This window comes from Lysinibacillus sp. FN11, from assembly GCF_024628845.1.
Classification (GTDB): Bacteria; Bacillota; Bacilli; order Bacillales_A; family Planococcaceae; genus Lysinibacillus; species Lysinibacillus capsici.
Window position 1 is genome coordinate 4,443,349 of the sequence record NZ_CP102383.1, and the last position, 18,644, is coordinate 4,461,992.

At 37.5% G+C, this 18,644-nt stretch carries 18 protein-coding genes and 1 pseudogene; 13 read left to right on the forward strand and 6 right to left on the reverse strand.

Features of this window, described 5'->3' with window-relative positions; translation table 11 throughout:
• Positions 1-236 precede the first annotated feature (236 nt).
• The 9 genes and pseudogenes from NP781_RS23315 (at position 237) to NP781_RS23355 (ending at position 6,034) form a co-directional block, all read left to right on the forward strand.
• Positions 237-635: a hypothetical protein gene (locus NP781_RS23315; protein WP_231595766.1), complete on the forward strand. Its 399-nt coding sequence runs from the start codon at positions 237-239 to the stop codon at positions 633-635.
• Between the two features lie 204 nt (positions 636-839).
• Positions 840-1,100 (forward strand): annotated as a pseudogene (locus tag NP781_RS23320) (recombinase family protein); the annotation flags it as partial.
• 258 nt (positions 1,101-1,358) lie between these two features.
• Positions 1,359-1,520, forward strand: coding sequence for a hypothetical protein (locus tag NP781_RS23325; RefSeq protein ID WP_231595767.1), 162 nt, complete (start codon positions 1,359-1,361; stop codon positions 1,518-1,520).
• 54 nt (positions 1,521-1,574) lie between these two features.
• Positions 1,575-1,868 carry a substrate-binding domain-containing protein gene (locus NP781_RS23330; protein ID WP_257520915.1) on the forward strand — a complete coding sequence of 98 codons (294 nt, stop codon included), beginning with the start codon at positions 1,575-1,577 and terminating at the stop codon, positions 1,866-1,868.
• A 72-nt stretch (positions 1,869-1,940) separates the two neighbouring features.
• Positions 1,941-2,336 carry a GntR family transcriptional regulator gene (locus tag NP781_RS23335; RefSeq protein WP_257520916.1) on the forward strand — a complete coding sequence of 132 codons (396 nt, stop codon included), beginning with the start codon at positions 1,941-1,943 and terminating at the stop codon, positions 2,334-2,336.
• 4 nt (positions 2,337-2,340) lie between these two features.
• On the forward strand, positions 2,341-3,438 hold the full coding sequence (locus NP781_RS23340; RefSeq protein ID WP_257520917.1) for a DUF1648 domain-containing protein: 1,098 nt from the start codon (positions 2,341-2,343) through the stop codon (positions 3,436-3,438).
• Between the two features lie 73 nt (positions 3,439-3,511).
• Positions 3,512-4,183 carry a response regulator transcription factor gene (locus NP781_RS23345; RefSeq protein WP_257520918.1) on the forward strand — a complete coding sequence of 224 codons (672 nt, stop codon included), beginning with the start codon at positions 3,512-3,514 and terminating at the stop codon, positions 4,181-4,183.
• On the forward strand, positions 4,180-5,553 hold the full coding sequence (locus NP781_RS23350; protein ID WP_221681318.1) for a HAMP domain-containing sensor histidine kinase: 1,374 nt from the start codon (positions 4,180-4,182) through the stop codon (positions 5,551-5,553). The genes NP781_RS23345 and NP781_RS23350 overlap by 4 nt, the downstream gene beginning before the upstream one ends.
• 73 nt (positions 5,554-5,626) lie before the next feature.
• Positions 5,627-6,034, forward strand: coding sequence for a hypothetical protein (locus NP781_RS23355; protein ID WP_004233089.1), 408 nt, complete (start codon positions 5,627-5,629; stop codon positions 6,032-6,034).
• 44 nt (positions 6,035-6,078) lie between these two features.
• Here the strand turns inward: NP781_RS23355 and NP781_RS23360 are convergent, their stop codons facing one another.
• Positions 6,079-7,995, reverse strand: coding sequence for an SEL1-like repeat protein (locus NP781_RS23360; protein WP_221681320.1), 1,917 nt, complete (start codon positions 7,993-7,995; stop codon positions 6,079-6,081).
• A 239-nt stretch (positions 7,996-8,234) separates the two neighbouring features.
• Here NP781_RS23360 and NP781_RS23365 point away from each other — a divergent pair, with 239 nt between their 5' ends.
• The 4 genes from NP781_RS23365 to NP781_RS23380 all read left to right on the forward strand — a co-directional run bounded on the left by NP781_RS23365 (position 8,235) and on the right by NP781_RS23380 (position 12,078).
• Positions 8,235-8,948 (forward strand): glycosyltransferase family 2 protein, encoded by a 714-nt coding sequence (locus NP781_RS23365; RefSeq protein WP_004233095.1) that lies wholly within the window; start codon positions 8,235-8,237, stop codon positions 8,946-8,948.
• A gap of 84 nt (positions 8,949-9,032) precedes the next feature.
• Complete coding sequence (locus NP781_RS23370; RefSeq protein ID WP_004233098.1) at positions 9,033-9,293, forward strand: metal-sensitive transcriptional regulator; 261 nt, start codon at positions 9,033-9,035, stop codon at positions 9,291-9,293.
• A 253-nt stretch (positions 9,294-9,546) separates the two neighbouring features.
• Positions 9,547-10,683: a transglutaminase domain-containing protein gene (locus NP781_RS23375; RefSeq protein WP_221681321.1), complete on the forward strand. Its 1,137-nt coding sequence runs from the start codon at positions 9,547-9,549 to the stop codon at positions 10,681-10,683.
• Between the two features lie 90 nt (positions 10,684-10,773).
• On the forward strand, positions 10,774-12,078 hold the full coding sequence (locus NP781_RS23380; RefSeq protein ID WP_257520920.1) for a transglutaminase domain-containing protein: 1,305 nt from the start codon (positions 10,774-10,776) through the stop codon (positions 12,076-12,078).
• 21 nt (positions 12,079-12,099) lie between these two features.
• Here NP781_RS23380 and NP781_RS23385 read toward each other — a convergent pair whose 3' ends face one another.
• The 5 genes from NP781_RS23385 to NP781_RS23405 all read right to left on the reverse strand — a co-directional run bounded on the left by NP781_RS23385 (position 12,100) and on the right by NP781_RS23405 (position 18,565).
• Positions 12,100-13,047 (reverse strand): N-acetylglucosamine kinase, encoded by a 948-nt coding sequence (locus NP781_RS23385; RefSeq protein ID WP_257520921.1) that lies wholly within the window; start codon positions 13,045-13,047, stop codon positions 12,100-12,102.
• Entirely contained in the window at positions 13,044-14,558 is a 1,515-nt protein-coding gene (gene argH, locus NP781_RS23390) for an argininosuccinate lyase (protein ID WP_221681324.1), read from the reverse strand. The genes NP781_RS23385 and argH overlap by 4 nt, the downstream gene beginning before the upstream one ends.
• A 27-nt stretch (positions 14,559-14,585) precedes the next feature.
• Entirely contained in the window at positions 14,586-16,292 is a 1,707-nt protein-coding gene (locus NP781_RS23395; RefSeq protein ID WP_257520922.1) for an ABC transporter permease, read from the reverse strand.
• A 12-nt stretch (positions 16,293-16,304) separates the two neighbouring features.
• Entirely contained in the window at positions 16,305-17,375 is a 1,071-nt protein-coding gene (locus NP781_RS23400) for an ABC transporter ATP-binding protein (RefSeq protein ID WP_009371494.1), read from the reverse strand.
• 83 nt (positions 17,376-17,458) lie between these two features.
• Positions 17,459-18,565, reverse strand: coding sequence for an extracellular solute-binding protein (locus NP781_RS23405; protein WP_257520923.1), 1,107 nt, complete (start codon positions 18,563-18,565; stop codon positions 17,459-17,461).
• Positions 18,566-18,644 lie beyond the last annotated feature (79 nt).

Here is an 18,644-nt window from a genome sequence, read left to right on the forward strand (position 1 = left end):
TCTTATGGATAGCAGCAGAGATAGAACTAAAATGACAACTCCCCAAACTGATGATTTAAATGGTATAAAAGTTATTTATGGATTTAAATTCTAATGTATGGGGTGAATACCCATACTTTCCCATCAGCCTTGATATCAAAACTTAAAGAGTTGTGGAACGGATTCTTGTTCAACTAACGAAGATATTTAGTTGAATATGTAACTTTTGGTAGACAATAGGTGTCTATATAAAAGAGGTGGGTAAATTGAAAATAAAAAAATTATTCTATGGTTTGATCGCATTAGCTTTATTCATGATTACAGGATGCAATATTCAAGGGGGAACTACAACAGTATCAATTGACAGTATAGATGCCGAAGAAGTTTTAACATTAGATTCTGATGCTGATATTTTTCAGTATGATGGAGTTATCTACAAAACTAATATTGATTGGGTTGAAGAATTGTCTTTAACAAAAGATGTTCAAATCGGTGAAATAAAAACAAAAAATGATGCTAATACAGATTTTAGAGATGAGATGTCGAATAAACTTCCTGTTGGTACAAAGATTTTTTCTACCAAAGAACGAGGAGATATTTTAATTGTTGAATCTGAAGGAGAAATCAAAAAATATCTTGCAATTGTTGAAGGGTAAACAAAATTCCTTGTTCAACAAACGTGGTGCTTTAATTGAATAGATAGAATGATGTATCCATCTCATACGAGGTGGTCTTTTTTATTTATACAGTGCCAAAACTTAATAGTTTTTACACCAGTGTGTTGATGCAGTAATATCAAGGTGTAAAAAGGTGTCATAACTTAGGTCGATAAATGTAGTGCAGAAATGAGGTATTTTTCTATGATTTACGGTTATGCAAGGGTATCGACTGTATCACAGGAATTAGAGGTTCAGCTTCAAGCGTTGGAGAGTGAAGGAGCGACTGTTATTTATAAAGAGAAATTCACAGGAACGAAAACAGACCGACCACAATTAAATGAGCTGCTGTCTAAATTAAATGAAGGTGACATGCTTGTTGTAACCAGATTGGATCGATTGGCTCGAAACACTAAAGAAGGCATCGAGATCATTGAACGGTTATTCGCCAAAGGCGTAAATTTATTAAAAAGTTTCCGTCATCGAAAGCGTTTTGCATCGTTACTACAGCGATGTAAAACGCTTTTTTGCTTCAAAAAAGGAGCAACTATCATGAAAAATAAACTAAAAACTACACCAAACCAAGCAGTCTAAACATTTATTACATACGGCAATCAAAAAGGAGATCGGCAACTCAAAGAAGAACGCCTGCAGCAACTAGAAGAAACTTTAGCAGCACAAGGTATTTATCCTGGTGAGAAAGTACATAGGGTGCTAGAAAAATTGATTTATGATTTTACATACAATGGCATTATCAAAGTAAGCCGAGAGCATTTGAGTAACAAATTAGAGGTAGGATTAAATACAATTTCAACAGCTTTTAAGTATATGGAGCAATCTAAGAGCTATTTATCCTTTCCAGAAACAAATCAGAAAGACGGATAGTGGGTGTCGTGTCATTATAGATGCGCAACATGTGAATTTTGAAAGCATTTTAAAATGAGGGAGCATCTTTTCTCATTATGTCAAACCTACCAAGTGAAACCACCCAATATCGCACTCCAATTTAATGGCATTCATGAAACCATTCGCTCAGTCATGGCGGGCTATGGTGCAAATTTTATTTCTTCTCTTGCTGTTAGAGAGTATGTAGAGAGTGGGCAATTGGCGAGAGTTTATGTGAAGGATATACATGCCATTAAACATAAAATTGCAATTTGTACAAGGAATAATGAGAAGCAGAATTTACTTGTGCAAAGATTTATTGAAACCATAAAAAATACCCCTATTTAAAAATTTCAATCTCATGCAAGGTGGAGAGAAATTTGTTATATTAGTTGTATAACAAATGTGGAGCTGATAAACATGTTTATTCAAATAGAATTTCAATCAGACGTACCTATTTATGAGCAGGTAACACGTCAAATTATCGAAGGAATTGCTAAAGGAGAAATGAAGCCAGGTGATACTTTACCGTCTGTGCGAAGTTTAGCTGCCGATTTAGGTGTTAATATGCATACTGTTAATAAAAGTTATCATGAATTAGAGGCAAAAGGGATTATTACCATTCGGCCAAAATCTGGGGCTACTATAAGTTCAGCAGAGGAGAGAGCTTTATCACCTGAGCAACTGCGACAAATCGAAAAGAATTTGAAACCTGTTGTGGCAGAAGGAATGGTGCTCGGCGCAACAGCTGAACAAATTGAGCACATGATGAAAAAAGTTTTTGCCGATTTGCAAATTCCAGCAGAGGGAGTGTAGCAAAATGCTACTTGGCGTTTTTATAACCATTTACATCATGACATTAGCTTTGCAAATAGTCGTTCCCTATATTGTACGAGAGACAATCGTTTTTGGAGTCACAGTGCCTGATCAAAATATTAAGCATCCCATCTTAGCTCAGTTGAAAAAACAGTATGTGCAGTTCGTAGGGGGAACAGGGATAGTTTTTCTAATCATCATGATTATAAGTTACAATCAATTTGCTCCTTCTGAATCTATTCAAAGTATTGTTTTATTAAGCTGTTTGTTTAGTATGCTTGCAGTAAGTATGGCGTTGTATTGGATAAATCATCAAAAGGTATCGAAGTTGAAAAAACAAGAGCAGTGGGGCGCAAATATTAAACAAGTACGGGCAGTGGATTTAACTGCAAGAAGCCGTGATGAAATGCTTCCTTGGTCTTTTTTTGCTGTTCCATTAGGAATATCGGTATTTTTGATCATTTACACATACCTTCATTACGATCTCATGCCAAATGATATAGCAGTACATTGGGGGCCGAGTGGCGAAGCGGATGCCTGGAGAAACAAGACCTATTTTACAGCTATTTCACTGCCACTGGTAATGCTAATGATGCAGTGTATGATGTGGGGAATTACCGACTCCATTAAACGTTCTGCAATTAAATTAGCTGTAAATCGCAAAGAGGAATCGTTGGAGGATCAGCTAAAAACACGAAAATACATGAGTTGGCAAATACTACTGATAAGTTCTGCATTAACAGCTTTATTAACAATTTTACAATTAAGTAACATCTATCCTTCTATGACAGTAGGCTATAAGCTATTACCAGTATTTATTTTGTTCTTAGTTGTTTTGCTGGGTTCATTACTGATATATGTGGTGAAAAAGTATAAACATAAAGTACGCTATGAAGCAAATATAGATTCCCAAGTAATGGATGTGGATGAGGATCGTTATTGGAAGGGCGGCTTAATTTATATGAATCGACAAGACCCATCCGTTTTTGTGGAGAAACGCTTTGGGGTAGGATGGACCATGAACCTTGCCAATCCTAGAGGCTATATTGTTATTGGATTACCTTTTCTCTTATTGCTGTTGATTTCTATATTTTCATTATAAAATAATAGTAATTTATGATGAAAAAATTTGTTCTATATGATCGGTTTTTTTCTTATTAACTGGAGGTGGGCAGGTGAAGATCCTTGTTGTCGATGATGATGTTCATATTTTACAGCTAGTCAATATTTATCTTACAAAGGAAGGCTACCAAGTGCTACTTGCTGAAAATGCAAAGCAGGCACTAGCCTTACTCGAAGGGAGTCTGCCTGATTTAGCTGTTGTCGATGTGATGATGCCAGGAATGGATGGTTTTACACTGACAGAGTATTTAACTCAAGATTATGATATTCCTGTTTTATTATTAACAGCAAAAGGTGAGCTAGAGGATAAAGAACGTGGCTTTTTAGCAGGATCTGACGATTATGTTGTAAAGCCCTTTGAACCAAAGGAATTATTATTTCGTATAGCTGCGATATTGAGGAGATTTGATAAAAAAAACCAAGTAACCATCCAAGTAGGTAAACTAGTAATTGACCGACGAAGCTTTGAGGTTGTAATAGGGGAAAATACACTTATATTACCTTTAAAGGAATTTGAATTACTGGCTTTGTTAGCATCACGTCCCCATCAAGTGTTTACTCGTAGCTATATTATGGAACAAGTATGGGGCTATGACTATGATGGAGATGAGCAAACGTTAAATACGCATGTGAAGCGGATTCGTGAAAGATTAAACCGATATGACACGGCTGTTGAAATTACAACAGTAAGAGGTGTTGGCTATAAGCTAGAGGAAGCAACATGAAAACCTTATATAGTAAATTTGTTGTAACAACAATGCTGGTAATGATCGGAAGCTTATGTATGGGATTTTTGGCAACGAATACCTATTACCATCAAGTTATAAAAGAAAAAAATGATGCAAAGAACGTTAGCATAGCACAGGATATTGTGCATTATATTGAGACAGACAAACCAGAGGATTTAAATAGCTATCTGACAACATTGGGTGAAATCGGCTATCAAATTTATGTGACAACTGGTGAGGAGGGGCAATTTTTTGGCGGTCCATATCGTGATAAAACATTGTCAACGTCTGTGGTAGAGCGTGTTTTAAATGGGGAAACCTATCATGGTATGCGAGATTTTCCTAAAGAAACCTTTGTAACAGGATTTTTTGCTAATGAACTGAATAATACAATTGGTGTGCCATTTACCTATGGAAGCAAGTCCTATGCATTATTCATAAGACCTGATATTCGTTTATTGTTTTCTGAGGTGCATACAATACTTGCAGGATTAATGTTGGTTATGACAATACTGAGCCTACTTGCCATGCTACTATTTGCTAAAGCATTAATTCGCCCCATTACAAAGTTAACAGCAGCCACTCAACAGCTAGCGCATGAAAAATTTGATACAGTTCTAGATATTGATCGTGCAGATGAAATTGGTCAATTAGCATCAAGCTTTAATAGGATGACCGAGAGATTACAGGAAACTGATCGTACAAGGAAGGAATTTATTAGTAATGTATCACATGATTTTCAATCACCTTTATTAAATATTCAAGGGTATGTAGATTTACTGAAAAATCCTTCCCTTACTGAACAGGAAAGACAGGAATATGCAGCAATCATTGAACTAGAAACAAAACGCCTATCTACATTAACCAAACAGTTATTATTATTAACCTCCCTTGACCAATCGACAATAATTGTAAAACGTGAGTCTTATCGTTTAGATGAACAGCTAAAGGAAACTGTACGAAAGTATCGTTGGCAAATGGAAGAGTCACAACTTCAAATATCATATAAGCTTGAGCAAATTATTTTTGATGGCGATGCAGGGCTTTTACAAAACGTATGGGATAATTTACTGACAAATGCCATTAAATATAATGTAGAGGGTGGGCAAATACATCTACATTTACAAAAAAGATCTGCCTTAGTTGAAATTCTTGTGGAGGACAGTGGGATAGGAATGACTGAGGATCAGTTAGCAAAAGTATATGACCGTTTTTATCGTGCCGATGCGTCTAGAACCAAGCAAGGGACCGGACTAGGCTTAGCGATTGTCAAACAAATTGTTGAGCTACATGGAGGGACCATACAGATGCAAAGTACAGTGCATGCGGGCACAAAGGTTTATATCCATCTACCAATTTTGTCATAAGGAGTTCATGTAAAGTTCATGTTCACAAGATAAACTGCTACTTAGTTGAAACACGACTAGGGGGAGTTATCGTATGGAACAAAAGTGGAGCATACGCCTTATTCGATTAGCGGCAATTTTTGCTTTAATCGGCACATATTTAGGTTCACATATGTCGGGATCAGGTAGTTATGAATATAGACCGATACATGCACATATTTTACTTGTTGGCTGGCTTAGTATGTTTGCCTGGGGTATTTTTTATAGAGCCTTCAAAGTGAAATCACAAAAATTAGTAACCATTCATGGTTGGACAGCTATTGTGGGTGTTCTGGGCTTAACGTTAGGCATGTGGTTTTACAATATAAATCCATTTAATTTTGGTAGCACTTTTACATTAGTCTTCTTTATTGTAGGAGGAACTACGCTATTAATTAGCTTTGCTTTATTTATTGTTGTAACATTTATGATTCAACAACAAAAGGATAATAGCAGTCATTAATAAAACCTACCGTGTCTTATGTGATGCGGTAGGTTTTTTAATATTTATTTAATTTCTTCCAGTGACTTTTTCAGCCATCTTGTCGCCTCTTGATAGTCTTGTGCAACACCATGCCCTTTTTTGTAGAGCATACCAAGCTGGAATTGGGCTTTTTGATGCCCTTGATTAGCAGATAGTCGATAAAGCTGGGCGGCCTTTGCAAAGTCCTTTGGTACGCCCTGTCCATGAATGTGCATTTGGGCTAATTGGTATTGTGCCTTCATATGTCCTTGTGATGCAGCCTGTTCAATCCATTTAGCTGCCTCTGTGTAATCCTGTTCTACGCCTTTACCTTTATCAAATAAATTGCCCAGTTGATACTGCGCACCTGCATGGCCTTGAGTGGCTGCTAGTCGATAACATCTGCGTGCCTCCTCAAGATTTAAGGCTACCCCTAATCCCTGTTCATAAAGTAGGCCTAATTGATATTCAGCTTGAATATGTGATTGATCGGTTGCTGCTCGCCACCATTTAACGGCCTCCTTATAATTTATAGGAACACCAGTGCCAGATGTCAGTAATAGGCCAAGCTCATACTGTGCATCTGCATAGCCCTTTTCAGCGGCTGTCCTAAAATATGACATTGCCTTGGCTGGGTCTTGAAGCTGATATGCATATAGACGTCCAAGCTCGAAGCCAGCGCTGATATGGCCATTGTCAGCAGCTTGCAGTAGCCACTTTTCTGCTGACACAAGATTCTGTTCTTTTTCATACAGCAGGCCAAGACAGTATTGAGCATTTAAATGTCCTTTATGTGCCGCTAGCTTGAACCATTTTAAAGCTTCTATATGATCCTTCGTCATTCCTTGCCCAGTATTATAGAGCATGGCCAGTTGAAACTCTGCGTTCACATGGTCCTGTAAAGCAGCCATATGAAACCATTTTGCTGCTTCTTCTTGGTTTTGGGGAATACCACGCCCTTTAAGATGCATATAACCGAGATTGTATTGAGCACTTGCATCTCCAGTTAAGGCAGCCATTTTGAAATAAGCGACGGCCTTATCATAGCTTTGCTCCACACCCGTGCCATTATGATAAAGAAAGCCTAGATTGTTTTGGGCACTTGTATTCCCTTGATTGGCTGCTAAGGTATACCACTTGGCAGCTTCATTAAAATTTTGAGATAGGCCTAAGCCTTGATTATAGAGTACACCTAAATTGTATTGGGCGTCAGCATTCTCTAAATCAGCAGCTATTTGGTAATGACGTGCAGCCTCTAGATAATCCTGTATAACACCTTGGCCTAGATGATAAAGTACACCGAGGCTATAGTGAGCATTTGCGTCATTTTGTGCGGCAGCTCGTTCATACCACATTTTTGCAAGCCTATAGTCCTTTTCTACACCTCGCCCATGATTGTAAAGAGCACCTAAGTTATATTGAGCACTTGCATCTCCATTCTGGGCAGCTACTTCAAACCATTTGACAGCATGTTCGTAAGCCTCTCGTGACTGCTCATGCTGAAGTATATTTTTATCAAATATAGAAGGAAGTTCTGTGACATGAGAAGACAGGCGGTTCGATTTGAAACTACGATCATAGCGCTTCATAAACCATTCAACAATATCGCTAAGATAGTCTAAAACAATTTTAGCTGCTTTGGCTTCTACAATGTCATTACTAGTATGGCTTGTCATTTTATGAATTAGATTCATCAATAAATAAATTCGACGAGGATGAATTTGCGCCACAAAACTTCGATTATTTAATAGCATTCGGACATTTTTGAGTTTAGGTTCGGTATGCATTTCCAATCGATAAATCTCATATAAAATTTCCTCTAATACAAGAAGTGACTTCTGTAAGGATTCTGCTGGGGTTGAAATGGCGAGCAAACTAGCATCCTGTAAATTTTTGGATAATGTTGTGAAGGACAGCTGTCTTAATTTTTGACATTGTTCTTCAAGATTTTCATAATGCATGACGAAAGTACTCACCTCTTTCAGTTAATTACCTCGGCTTTTATTGCAAACATTTTACTTTTAACCCTTTTTACAAAGCGCCTCTTCATCTCTTTGTTCATATATCGGAGAAAAATCGATATTATTGATATGTTTTAATGGGATTGATCAGTTGAATTGTTGGTGTTACATGATACTATTTGATATAAGGGAGATTCGTAGCTACGGAGAACCTGTCAGCCTTTAGGTGGGGGATCGAAATGAAAAATATTGCAGCTATTATACCAGCATATAATCCACAACAATCACTCATTACCTATGTACATCAATTATTAGCAACGACTATTACACAAATCATCATTGTCAATGATGGGAGTGATCAAAAATATAAAGATATTTTTGAAAACCTAGATAAAATTGAACGCTGCCAAGTACTACAGCATGATTGCAATATTGGTAAGGGTGGCGCACTTAAGACCGCCTTTGCATATATACGAGAACAACAAGCAAGGTGCCATGGTATCCTTACAGTTGGGGCTCATGGGCAACATACTTTACAAGATGTTAAGCTTGTTTTAACCATGACAAAGGTGTTTTCTGAAGGGATTGTGCTAGGTGTGCGTAACTTTCGTTCAACTGATAGTACATTTCTTTCTTACTGGGGAAATCGTGCAACAAGCTTATTTTTCGAGATACTGTATCATAAGAAATTAATGGATACACAAACAGGTTTACGTTATATTTCCATCAATGAGTTGCCTTGGTTAATGAAAGTAAAAGGTGAACGCTATGATTATGATACAAACATGTTGATTGCTGCACTTAAAAGAAAGTGTCCAGTTTTCGAGGTAGAAATTGGGCAATTACGTATAAAGAAGAATTCAATAATTCAGTACGATGAAATAACAAACGCTGGTACCATTATTACGAGAATGCTCATCAATTATCTAAAACCAAGGAATAGTAATGGCTAGGTTTAAATTTAAAATAATGAGCTAGGATAAAGAATAACGATCACTCATTAGAGCGTAGCGAGTATAAGAGAAGGAGCAATGTATATGGAATATTCAGATCAAGTGAAAAATCGTGTGAAACGGATGGAAGGACAGCTACGTGGCATTTTGAAAATGATGGAAGAGGAAAAAGACTGTAAGGCAGTCATTACACAATTATCAGCAGTACGCTCTGCTGTAGACCGTACAGTTGGGGTTATTGTTAGTACGAACCTATTGGAATGTGTACAGAATGCTGAAGGGGATGGTGAAAAAATGAACGAAGCCATTCAGGAAGCAGTTAATTTAGTGGTGAAAAGTAGATAATTTACTAAACGCCTGAACAATTACAGAATCTAAATCGAAATAAAACTCACTATTAATTAGGTGAGTTTTATTATTTTGCAAAAAAATAGTTATATTCGCTAATTATATTTTATTAGTAGGTATTTTATATTATATAAAATTTAATATATTTTTAGTTAAAAGTCTTAGTTAGTGAACTTGTATGATAGCTTAGTAGGTACATTATTTGCTATGCTAAATAGTAAAGAAAGAATCAAAGGGAAGGTGATGAGTGATGAAAAAATTATTGTTATGTGGTGCGGCTTTATTGATGTTAAGTCCAACTGCGGTCTATGCAAAACAAACAGAAAATACCTCCCCAATTTATCCTATGGTAGCTAACTCAACAGTAGCAAGTTGGGATCAATTAACAGAAGAACTTGCAAAGCAAATACAAAACTTTGAGACCGATATAAAAATTAAGTATACAGGCAAAATAGGCGACCTAAAAAAAGAAATGATGGACGCACTTGAAAAAGCTAAGCAACAAGCCGTTTATGCAAGTGGACATATAGAAAGTACCATGGTTTCCGCAGATTCTCTAGGGAATGTAACGTATAAAATGAAGTACCTGACAAGTCAAACTCAAGAAGCAGCTGTACAAAAAAAGATTAATCTAATTCTGAAAAATATTATCAAACCTTCTATGACAGATTTTCAAAAAGTAAAAGCTATTAACGATTATATTGTATCCAATACTATGTACGGAACTAAAACTAAGGCAAGTCCACATAGTGCTTATGCTTTGTTTTTTGAAGGACAAGCTGTATGCCAAGGTTATGCATTGGCAGCACATGCTATGTTAGAGCAATCTGGGATAGAGACAAAATATGTTGTAGGCTTTGTAAATGGGAATGAGGCACATGCTTGGAATTTAGTAAAGGTTGATGGGGAATGGTATCATTTGGATACAACGTGGAACGATCCTTTGCCAAATCGCGTTGGTGCGGCGTCCTATGACTATTTTTTAGTGTCGGACAATCAAATTAGCAAAGACCATACTTGGATTAAAGGAAATTATCCTACTGCTACAAGCACTAAATACAGTTATATGCTTAATGTCCATTTCGCACATCAGTTAAATAATATTGTTTATTTTAGTAATACTGCAGATAACGATAAACTGTATAAGCTTGATATGACTAGTGGTAGTAAGTCAAAGGTATTAGATAAACGGTCGTTGTATATTACAGGGACTAATCAAAACCTATATTATAGTGATTACAGTAACGGTGGGTATTTGACAAAGCTAGATTTAAAAACGTTAAAAGCTGAGGTGTTAGTGAAGCAGCCAGTAACAAATTTAAAGGTTAGTGACAATTATTTACTGTATAATGTCCAAACAAAAGAACATAAACTTAAAATTAATTAAGTCAACAAACAAATATTAACAAGCACAAATGGACCCTTAAGTGAGTTCTTTGTGCTTTTTTTGTATATAATGTAAGGAAGACGGTTGGAGGTGAGGAGTTTGTGGAAGAAATTAGCTATAATTGCCATTATTATTATTTTTATTGATCCTATTTATACAGCTGGTAAGGCAGTTATTCAGCAGATGGTCGATTGGACAAATAATGATGAAATAGAAACGATGCTACTTTCAACAAAGGAGAAGATCGTAGATGTTACTGCAAGACTTTCAGATAATGCCTCAATAGAAACAGCCCTACCTATAGAAGATGTACATGAAGTGGAGGTAGCCCCTACAGCTCCACCTATTCAGAAACCTGAAACAAAGTTAGTCGTGACAAATGCCAAGGAACTGGCTGATGCGATGTATGCGTATTATAATAGCTTTTCACCAAAGTTTGAAATTCAATATAAAGGGAATACACAGAGAATTGAACAAATTGTAGAAGAGGCCTATAACAATGCTATCAAACGCGATGACTATATTTACGGCCATGTAAGTAAACATTCAATTCGATATGAATATGGGCGAAATAAAGCAACTATTTTTGGAGAACAGAGCTATTTAATGACGCCAGAGCAGGCGGCATATGTAGAGATGAATGTTCAAGAAATTATTGCTAGGATTAGTAAAAAATCTATGACGGATGTAGAAAAGGTACGAGCTGTCAATGACTATATTGTTGCCAATACTTCCTATACAGAACAAACGAACTCTAGCCCACACAGCGCTTATACCGTTCTTGCTGAGCACGGGGGAGTATGCCAGGGCTATGCTTTACTTGCTCACTCTATGCTTCAAAAATTGGGTATTGAAACAAAATATATTGTGGGCTATGTAGGTCAAGAGGGACATGCGTGGAATCTAGTCAAGTTGGATGGACAGTGGTATCATCTCGATACGACATGGAATGATCCAGTACCTGATCGTAAGGGTGCAATACGCTACCAATACTTTTTAGTAGATGACCGTACAATGGCGAAGGATCACTCGTGGATTGCTGAAGACTATCCAAAAGCAACAAGCACACTGTATAGTTATTATCATGATATAGACTTCCCAGCACAGGTTGGAGACCAATTGTTTTATAGTAATATTGCAGATGACAATAAGCTATATGTACTAGATATGAAAACTGGTAAGACGAAACGTGTCACAAATTCCCGGGCGCAATATATCGTTTATTCGGATGGTTGGCTCTACTTTAGTAATTATTCCCGAGGGGCGTATTTAACAAAGATTCGTCCAGATGGTAGTGGAGAAGAGGTACTAAATAGGGAGGATTCGAAGGATTTATTTATAAAGGATGGCTATCTCTATTTTACGACGAAAGAATTGAAGAGACTGGCACTTTAAAAGCAAGAAAAGGGCAATGACTTATAAACAGTCATATGCCCTTTTTGTTCGTTCAATTAAATAAGTAATAGGCTGGTGCTGACAAAGGGTAATGTCCACTTGAGGATACATGAAGGTTATTTCCTCTGTAAAGATCTTTAAAATGAGTGGATTATGCTTGATGGCACCACCATTACAATAAAAAGTAAATGGTTCATTCTGATAGTCAATATTTTTCAATACAGCGCTTGCTAGAAGGACTAGTTCATGGGCAGCTTGTTGAGATATTGCGATGGCACAAGCATCTTCTTGCTCGACTGCTCTTGCCACAAAAGAGCCTATCTTGGCCAGTTGTGCATTTGTATAGGAAGGTTGGAATAGCCATTCGGCAAGCTCTGTAACATCTTGTATACCTAAAGACTGATAGACAGCTTCCTTTAAGATTGTTGGTTTCCCACGACCATCCTCCATTTTAAATATAGCTCTTACGACTTCCTGCCCTAACCAATACCCACTTCCCTCATCGCCAGCCCGATGTCCCCAGCCCCCTGCACGTACAATCCGCTGCCCATCAAAGGCATAGGCAATAGCTCCTGTTCCAGCAATGAGCAGTGCACCTGCCTGTCCAGCAGTCACACCTAATAGTGTGGCCTCTGCATCATTTTCAATAATCATTGTGTCTATTTGTAGCTGTGTGATCTTAAGAGCATTTTGAACAATAGTCACGACGGCTGCATGATCCTTCGGAGAATCAATGCCAGCTAAAGCAAAGGTAGCTACAGCAATTTGAGAATTAGGATACTTTCGCAAAAATCTTTCAACATTTGCTAAAAGCTCTTGTAATATTGCCGTAGCCGATTCAACACCAATGGCTTGATAATTAGAGCCTTTAGCGGATGTAGAATACTCAATGTCACCAGATTCAGCATGAACAACTGCACATGCTGTTTTTGTCGCCCCACCATCAATAATTAATAACCATTGCTTCATTGATTCCATTCCTCTAGAAAGGCTGTTAGTTCTTTTTCTGCTTCAATAATGGAACTTTCCTTTAAGCGAATCCATTCATAAAAATCATGGGCGTTCAGTTTGGAACGTTCAAGAGCAGCCTTCATAGTGGCTGGAGCGGGACCACCTAGTAATGTTCGCACACCAACAAAGGATTCTGGCCTTAACGTCTTATAAAAATCCTCTTCTGAAATAGTTAATTCCTTGCCCGTGATCAATTTCGATTGTGTATTAGCAAGTCCCCATGTAAGACTAGCTAATGATTCCTCTCCATGAGCAAGTAGAACCTTAATACATTTACTAACAATACTATGTGCTTGACGGAAGGAAATTCCCTCTGAACGGACTAATGTATCAGCTAGCTCAGTGACATTCGCAAAGCTATTTTCAGCGCGACTTTTTAACTTCTTCTTATTGACATCCATTGTAACAACAAGCGAACCAAACAACTTGTAAATACCAATTAAGCGGTCAATGGCACGCCATAAATAAGGCTGCATATCATCCTCAGTGTCTACGATATCTCCAAAAGGTGTATTATGTACCATCTGTAATACTGTACTTGCATCTCCTACAACCGCAGATAGTAATGAGCGTGTATGTTCTATAGAAACAGGATTACGCTTTTGAGGCATAATAGAGCTTATTTGCACATATGGACTTGCGAGTGTAAACGCATTAAACTCCTGAGTAGCCCATAATAAAAAATCTTGAGAAGTACGGCCAAGATTGAGTGCAGCAAGTTGTACAATACTTGCAGCCTCGGCTATATAATCTGCTCCTGCAACTGCATCCCATGCATTTTCGATAATATCATCAAAGGCAAGTAGGTCACGCATACGTTCTCTACTAATATTAAAGCCTGTCGTTGTTAAGGCAGCGGCTCCCATACTGCTACGATTGACCGTTTTATAGACATGCTGCATTCGTTCAAAATCACGTTCTAGCTGGTCGATGACGGCCTTTAAATAATGGGCGAAGGTTGTAGGCTGGGCCTGCTGTGTATGTGTGTAGCCAATCATAATGGTATCGATATGTTCCTCTGCAGCAGCGATTAAATCATCACGTAATGTTAGTAACTCGCGCATTAATAATAATAATTTTTTTCTTAATGTCATTCGATAGATGGCGATACCCATATCATTTCGGCTTCTGCCAATGTGAAGATTTCCAGCAACATCACCAGCAAGCTCTATTAATTTATTTTCAATGCGGAAAAATAAATCCTCATATTGGGGACTGTAATCCTCTAAACGATAATAATTTAAGTCAATTTTTTTTAGAGCTATCCCAATTTGCTTTGCTTCATCTTTTTTTACAAGTCCTTGTTCTTCTAACATTTTTAAATGAGCAATATTGATTTGTAGCATAATTGTTAAAAAATTTTTCTTTGCCTCATCATAAGCTGGCTGTAAAACGATTTTTCGATAGATGTTAGAAGGGAATATCATCCCATCTTCCAGCTGTGTTTTATTGCGAAAATCTTCAAACATTGTCAAGGCCCCCTAATAGATTGGCAGTTAGATGGCTGTACCAGCACTGCCTTTTGATAGTTTTTCAGAAATAATAAGGACAACTAAAATTAAACAAATTTGTAAGACACCATAAGCACAGGCGGTCCCAAATTTAAATGCATATAATTTTTGGAATATCGCTACAGACAATGGAATAGTGGATGTACTGTAAATTAGAATGGATGCAACAAATTCACCAAAGCTTTGCACGAGGGCTAAGAGTGTCCCTGCTAAAATCCCGGTGAATGTTAAAGGCACGACAATACGTCTAAATGTATACCACCAGTTGGCCCCTAAGCCACGTGATGCCTCTTCAATTGATTGATCTAGCTGTACAAGAGAGGCGGATGTTGATCGAAAAACAAGTGGTAAATGTCGAATAAAGTAGGCTAATGGCAAAATCCAAAATGTCCCGATCAATACTTGATTAAAACTAAAGATACTTTCTGTACTAAAGGCTGCAATTAAATTAACAGCAACAACTGTTCCTGGCAAAGCCCAAGGTACCATTATCAAAATATCGAGCAAGGTTTTCCCTTTAAAATTTAAGCGCACCATAGCATAAGCTGCCGCGACTCCAAAGATGATATTGCCCAGTGTTGCAATGACACCCATTTGAATGGAGTTCCAAATAGGTCGCCATGTGCGTTCATCGGTAAAAAGGGCAATATAATGATCGATTGTATAATCGGTCGGGAGAATTTGCGTTTTCCAAGCTCCATCCACAGAAAAAGAGATCAATATCAACACTAAAATAGGCAGTATCAATATTAATGTGCCAACAAAAGAAGCAATGGTTGCTATAATTTTTACCTTTTTTGAGGATACCTCTGATCGATGAACACTAATTCCCTTACTCAGATTTTGATAATTTCTGCGATTTTGATACCAACGCATAATGATTAAAAAAGTGATAGACACAAAAGATAATATCATCGACTGTGTTGCCGCCATCTCAAGATTCCCATTTGTACGTGATAAATAAATTTGCATCGTCATAGTACGCTCCACACCAAACATCAAAGGTGCAGTATAAGAAGCCATAGAAATCATAAACACCAATAAGGATGAGGCGACAATAGAAGGTGTGAGCATCGGTAAAATAACCTTTGTCCATACGCGAATACGCCCTGCACCCAGACTAGTAGCTGCCTCTTCAAGAGCAGGATCAAGCCCCTTAATAGCAGCAGAGGCAGTCAAATAGAAGTACGTATACATTGTGAATGTATGAACAACGATGACGCCCCATATTCCCTTCAAGGCAAAAGGAACGTGATCCAACCCAAATAGATGCTGAAAAATTCGTGGGAAAATCCCGCTATCGCCATATAAAAATGAAAAGGACAAAACACCTACTAGAGGAGGAAGTGCCATTGGAACCAAAACTAAAACAGACAATATCCGTCTCCCAGGGAAATTATAGCGTTCTAGTAAAAAGGCCATTGTTACCCCAACAAGTGCACAGCAAATAACGCTGATAAATGAAATACAAATACTGGTCCACAAGGCCTCTAAATTTGCTGGACTAGCTATATCAAAAAATTTCTTATAGTGAAAGAATGCTTCATCACCAGCAAAGCTTTGGATGAAAGTTTGATAGAAGGGATAAACCACATAGGCGAATAACACTAAAAATAATGGCGATATTAAAACATAGACAAACCAATTGGCATGCAAAATTCGCGTCCACGTACTTTCAGACTGTTTCCCCATATTGGCTTCCTCCTATTCCCCTAAAAAGTACAGTGAATCTTGTGCCATATGGATTGTAATATCTTCACCGATCTTTTTGATTTGGTCATAAGAATTAATCAGCATTACTTTAAGTGAGAACGCAGTAAAATCTACAATGTAATTAACGCTAATACCTGTGAATTCAACAAATGTAATTTTTCCTGTTAATGTGTTTTCACCAGTACCAAGTTGAATCGATTCTGGACGAATAGAAATAAATACTTTGTCTCCAATCATATGCGTTAAAGAGGGAGAGCTTTGTTGCTTTCGCCCAATTAAATTATGTCCATTCACTGTTCGTACTTGTACATTTTCCCCATCAATAGCTTGGATTGAGCATTCAATTAAATTAGTTTCACCAATAAAATTTGCCACAAAACGATCCTTGGGTTGATGATAAATTTCCTGAGGAGTACCAATTTGTTTGATATAGCCATTTTCCATAACCATAATTCGATCCGACATAGACATGGCTTCCATTTGATCGTGAGTAACGTATATCGTTGTGACTCCAAGCTCAGATTGGATTCGTTTGATTTCAATACGTGTTTCCTCACGCAATTTTGCATCTAGATTGGATAGAGGTTCATCAAGCAATAAAATATCTGGCTCTATCACGAGTGCCCTAGCTAAAGCAACACGCTGCTGTTGCCCACCAGATAGCTCATTTATTTTTCTGTTGCCGTAAGCAGCAAGATGTACTTGACCTCTAATTCGATCCACCTTGTGCTGAATCTCAGCTTTTGAAAATTTTCGAACTTGTAAACCAAATGCAATATTCTCATCAACCGTCATATGGGGGAAAAGGGCATAATTTTGGAATACCATGCCGATATTGCGCTTATTGGGCTGAAGTCGAGTGACATCTCGATCATCAAAAAGAATTTTGCCTTTAGTAGGGTAATAAAAGCCTGCAAGCATCCTTAAAGTGGTTGTTTTGCCACAGCCGCTAGGACCCAGAAAGGTAAAAAATTCACCAGCTTTTATTTCAAGATTTAAGTCCTTCACGCTATACACTTGACCAAATTGCTTCGAGACATTTTCGATTCTGACACTTCTCAATCATTAGCTCCTCTCTAACAAAGAATCTAGATGATACAGGAAGGTAAAAATTCGCTGTATAAGCCGAATTTTTACCCGTTCTACTATTTACCGCGCCCTTTAATATTGTTATCCCAGTATTCCATCCATTCTGCTTCTTTGTCAGACATTAGCTGCCAATCAATATCAAATGTTTTTAAATCTAATTCCTGATACCATTCTGGCATGGAGCCTTTGTCGATATCTGAACGTGTAGGAATTTGATAATAATCATTAGCTAATTGTGTTACCATCTCTTTTTCAAATAAAAACTCTACAAAAATTTTCGCATTTTCTAGGTTCTTCGCATTGTTTACAACTGCTACACCGTCTACTAAAATAGGTGCACCACTTTTAGGATAAATATAATCAAAAGGATAATCTGTCGTATATTTTTTTAACAAAATATCTTGTAGATTCCATAGGGAGATACTGCCTTCTTGACGTGCTAGTTTTAAATACAAAGCATTAGGGTCTTGTGTGTATTCCTTTGTATTGGCATCTAATTGTAGTAACCACTCGTATCCTTTATCAGGTGAATCCGCACCTTGTCGTACAATCATGGAAGAATAAATCGTACGCATTGTGCCTGACGCCAGTACACCTCTGATTAAAATTTGATCCTTCCATTTAGGATCTAATAAGTCATCCCAGTCCTGTGGACCAGTTTGTTTTGTTAGTAAATCACTATTAATCATAATTACTTCAGGTAACAGCATCTCGCCGAACCAACGTCCATCTACATCTTTGTGTGCGGTATCAATAGCGTCAATAAAGCTCGGCTGCCAAGCATGTAGTAAGTCTTCATTGGCGCCAACAATGAGTGCGGATTGCGTTCCGCCCCACCAAAAATCTGCTTGAGGATTGGCTTTCTCTCCACGAAGACGTTCTAAAATCTGTTGAGCACCCATTGTTAGAAATTCTACTTCAATGTCTGGATATTTTTCATTAAACTGATCGATCACATTTTGTACCATTTCTTCGTCACGTCCAGTGTAAATTACTAGCTTGCCTGAAGGCGATGTTGTTGCTACTTCTGTTTGTTTACCATTCGATGCCTCGTCATTATTTGCTGCATCATTTGTAGAATTTTGCTGATCTTTGCCATTACAAGCAGCTAAAACGACAAGCATTAACATAAGGAAAAAACCAAGAATATAGGCTTTTTTCATCAACTTCCCCTTTCTTAAAGTAAGTTACTTGCATATTGCAGTATAATACCGAAGGGGAACATTAATGTTAGAATTATTA

Bases quoted from the DNA above. Each gene is read 5' to 3' on its own strand.
- NP781_RS23330 (WP_257520915.1), top strand. From the start codon at position 1,575: ATGAGGGAGCATCTTTTCTCATTATGTCAAACCTACCAAGTGAAACCA.
- argH (WP_221681324.1), bottom strand. From the start codon at position 14,558: ATGTTTGAAGATTTTCGCAATAAAACACAGCTGGAAGATGGGATGATA.
- NP781_RS23370 (WP_004233098.1), top strand. From the start codon at position 9,033: ATGGAATATTCAGATCAAGTGAAAAATCGTGTGAAACGGATGGAAGGA.
- NP781_RS23375 (WP_221681321.1), top strand. From the start codon at position 9,547: ATGAAAAAATTATTGTTATGTGGTGCGGCTTTATTGATGTTAAGTCCA.
- NP781_RS23360 (WP_221681320.1), bottom strand. From the start codon at position 7,995: ATGCATTATGAAAATCTTGAAGAACAATGTCAAAAATTAAGACAGCTG.
- NP781_RS23340 (WP_257520917.1), top strand. From the start codon at position 2,341: ATGCTACTTGGCGTTTTTATAACCATTTACATCATGACATTAGCTTTG.
- NP781_RS23365 (WP_004233095.1), top strand. From the start codon at position 8,235: ATGAAAAATATTGCAGCTATTATACCAGCATATAATCCACAACAATCA.
- NP781_RS23335 (WP_257520916.1), top strand. From the start codon at position 1,941: ATGTTTATTCAAATAGAATTTCAATCAGACGTACCTATTTATGAGCAG.
- NP781_RS23355 (WP_004233089.1), top strand. From the start codon at position 5,627: ATGGAACAAAAGTGGAGCATACGCCTTATTCGATTAGCGGCAATTTTT.
- NP781_RS23405 (WP_257520923.1), bottom strand. From the start codon at position 18,565: ATGAAAAAAGCCTATATTCTTGGTTTTTTCCTTATGTTAATGCTTGTC.
- NP781_RS23395 (WP_257520922.1), bottom strand. From the start codon at position 16,292: ATGGGGAAACAGTCTGAAAGTACGTGGACGCGAATTTTGCATGCCAAT.
- NP781_RS23385 (WP_257520921.1), bottom strand. From the start codon at position 13,047: ATGAAGCAATGGTTATTAATTATTGATGGTGGGGCGACAAAAACAGCA.
- NP781_RS23350 (WP_221681318.1), top strand. From the start codon at position 4,180: ATGAAAACCTTATATAGTAAATTTGTTGTAACAACAATGCTGGTAATG.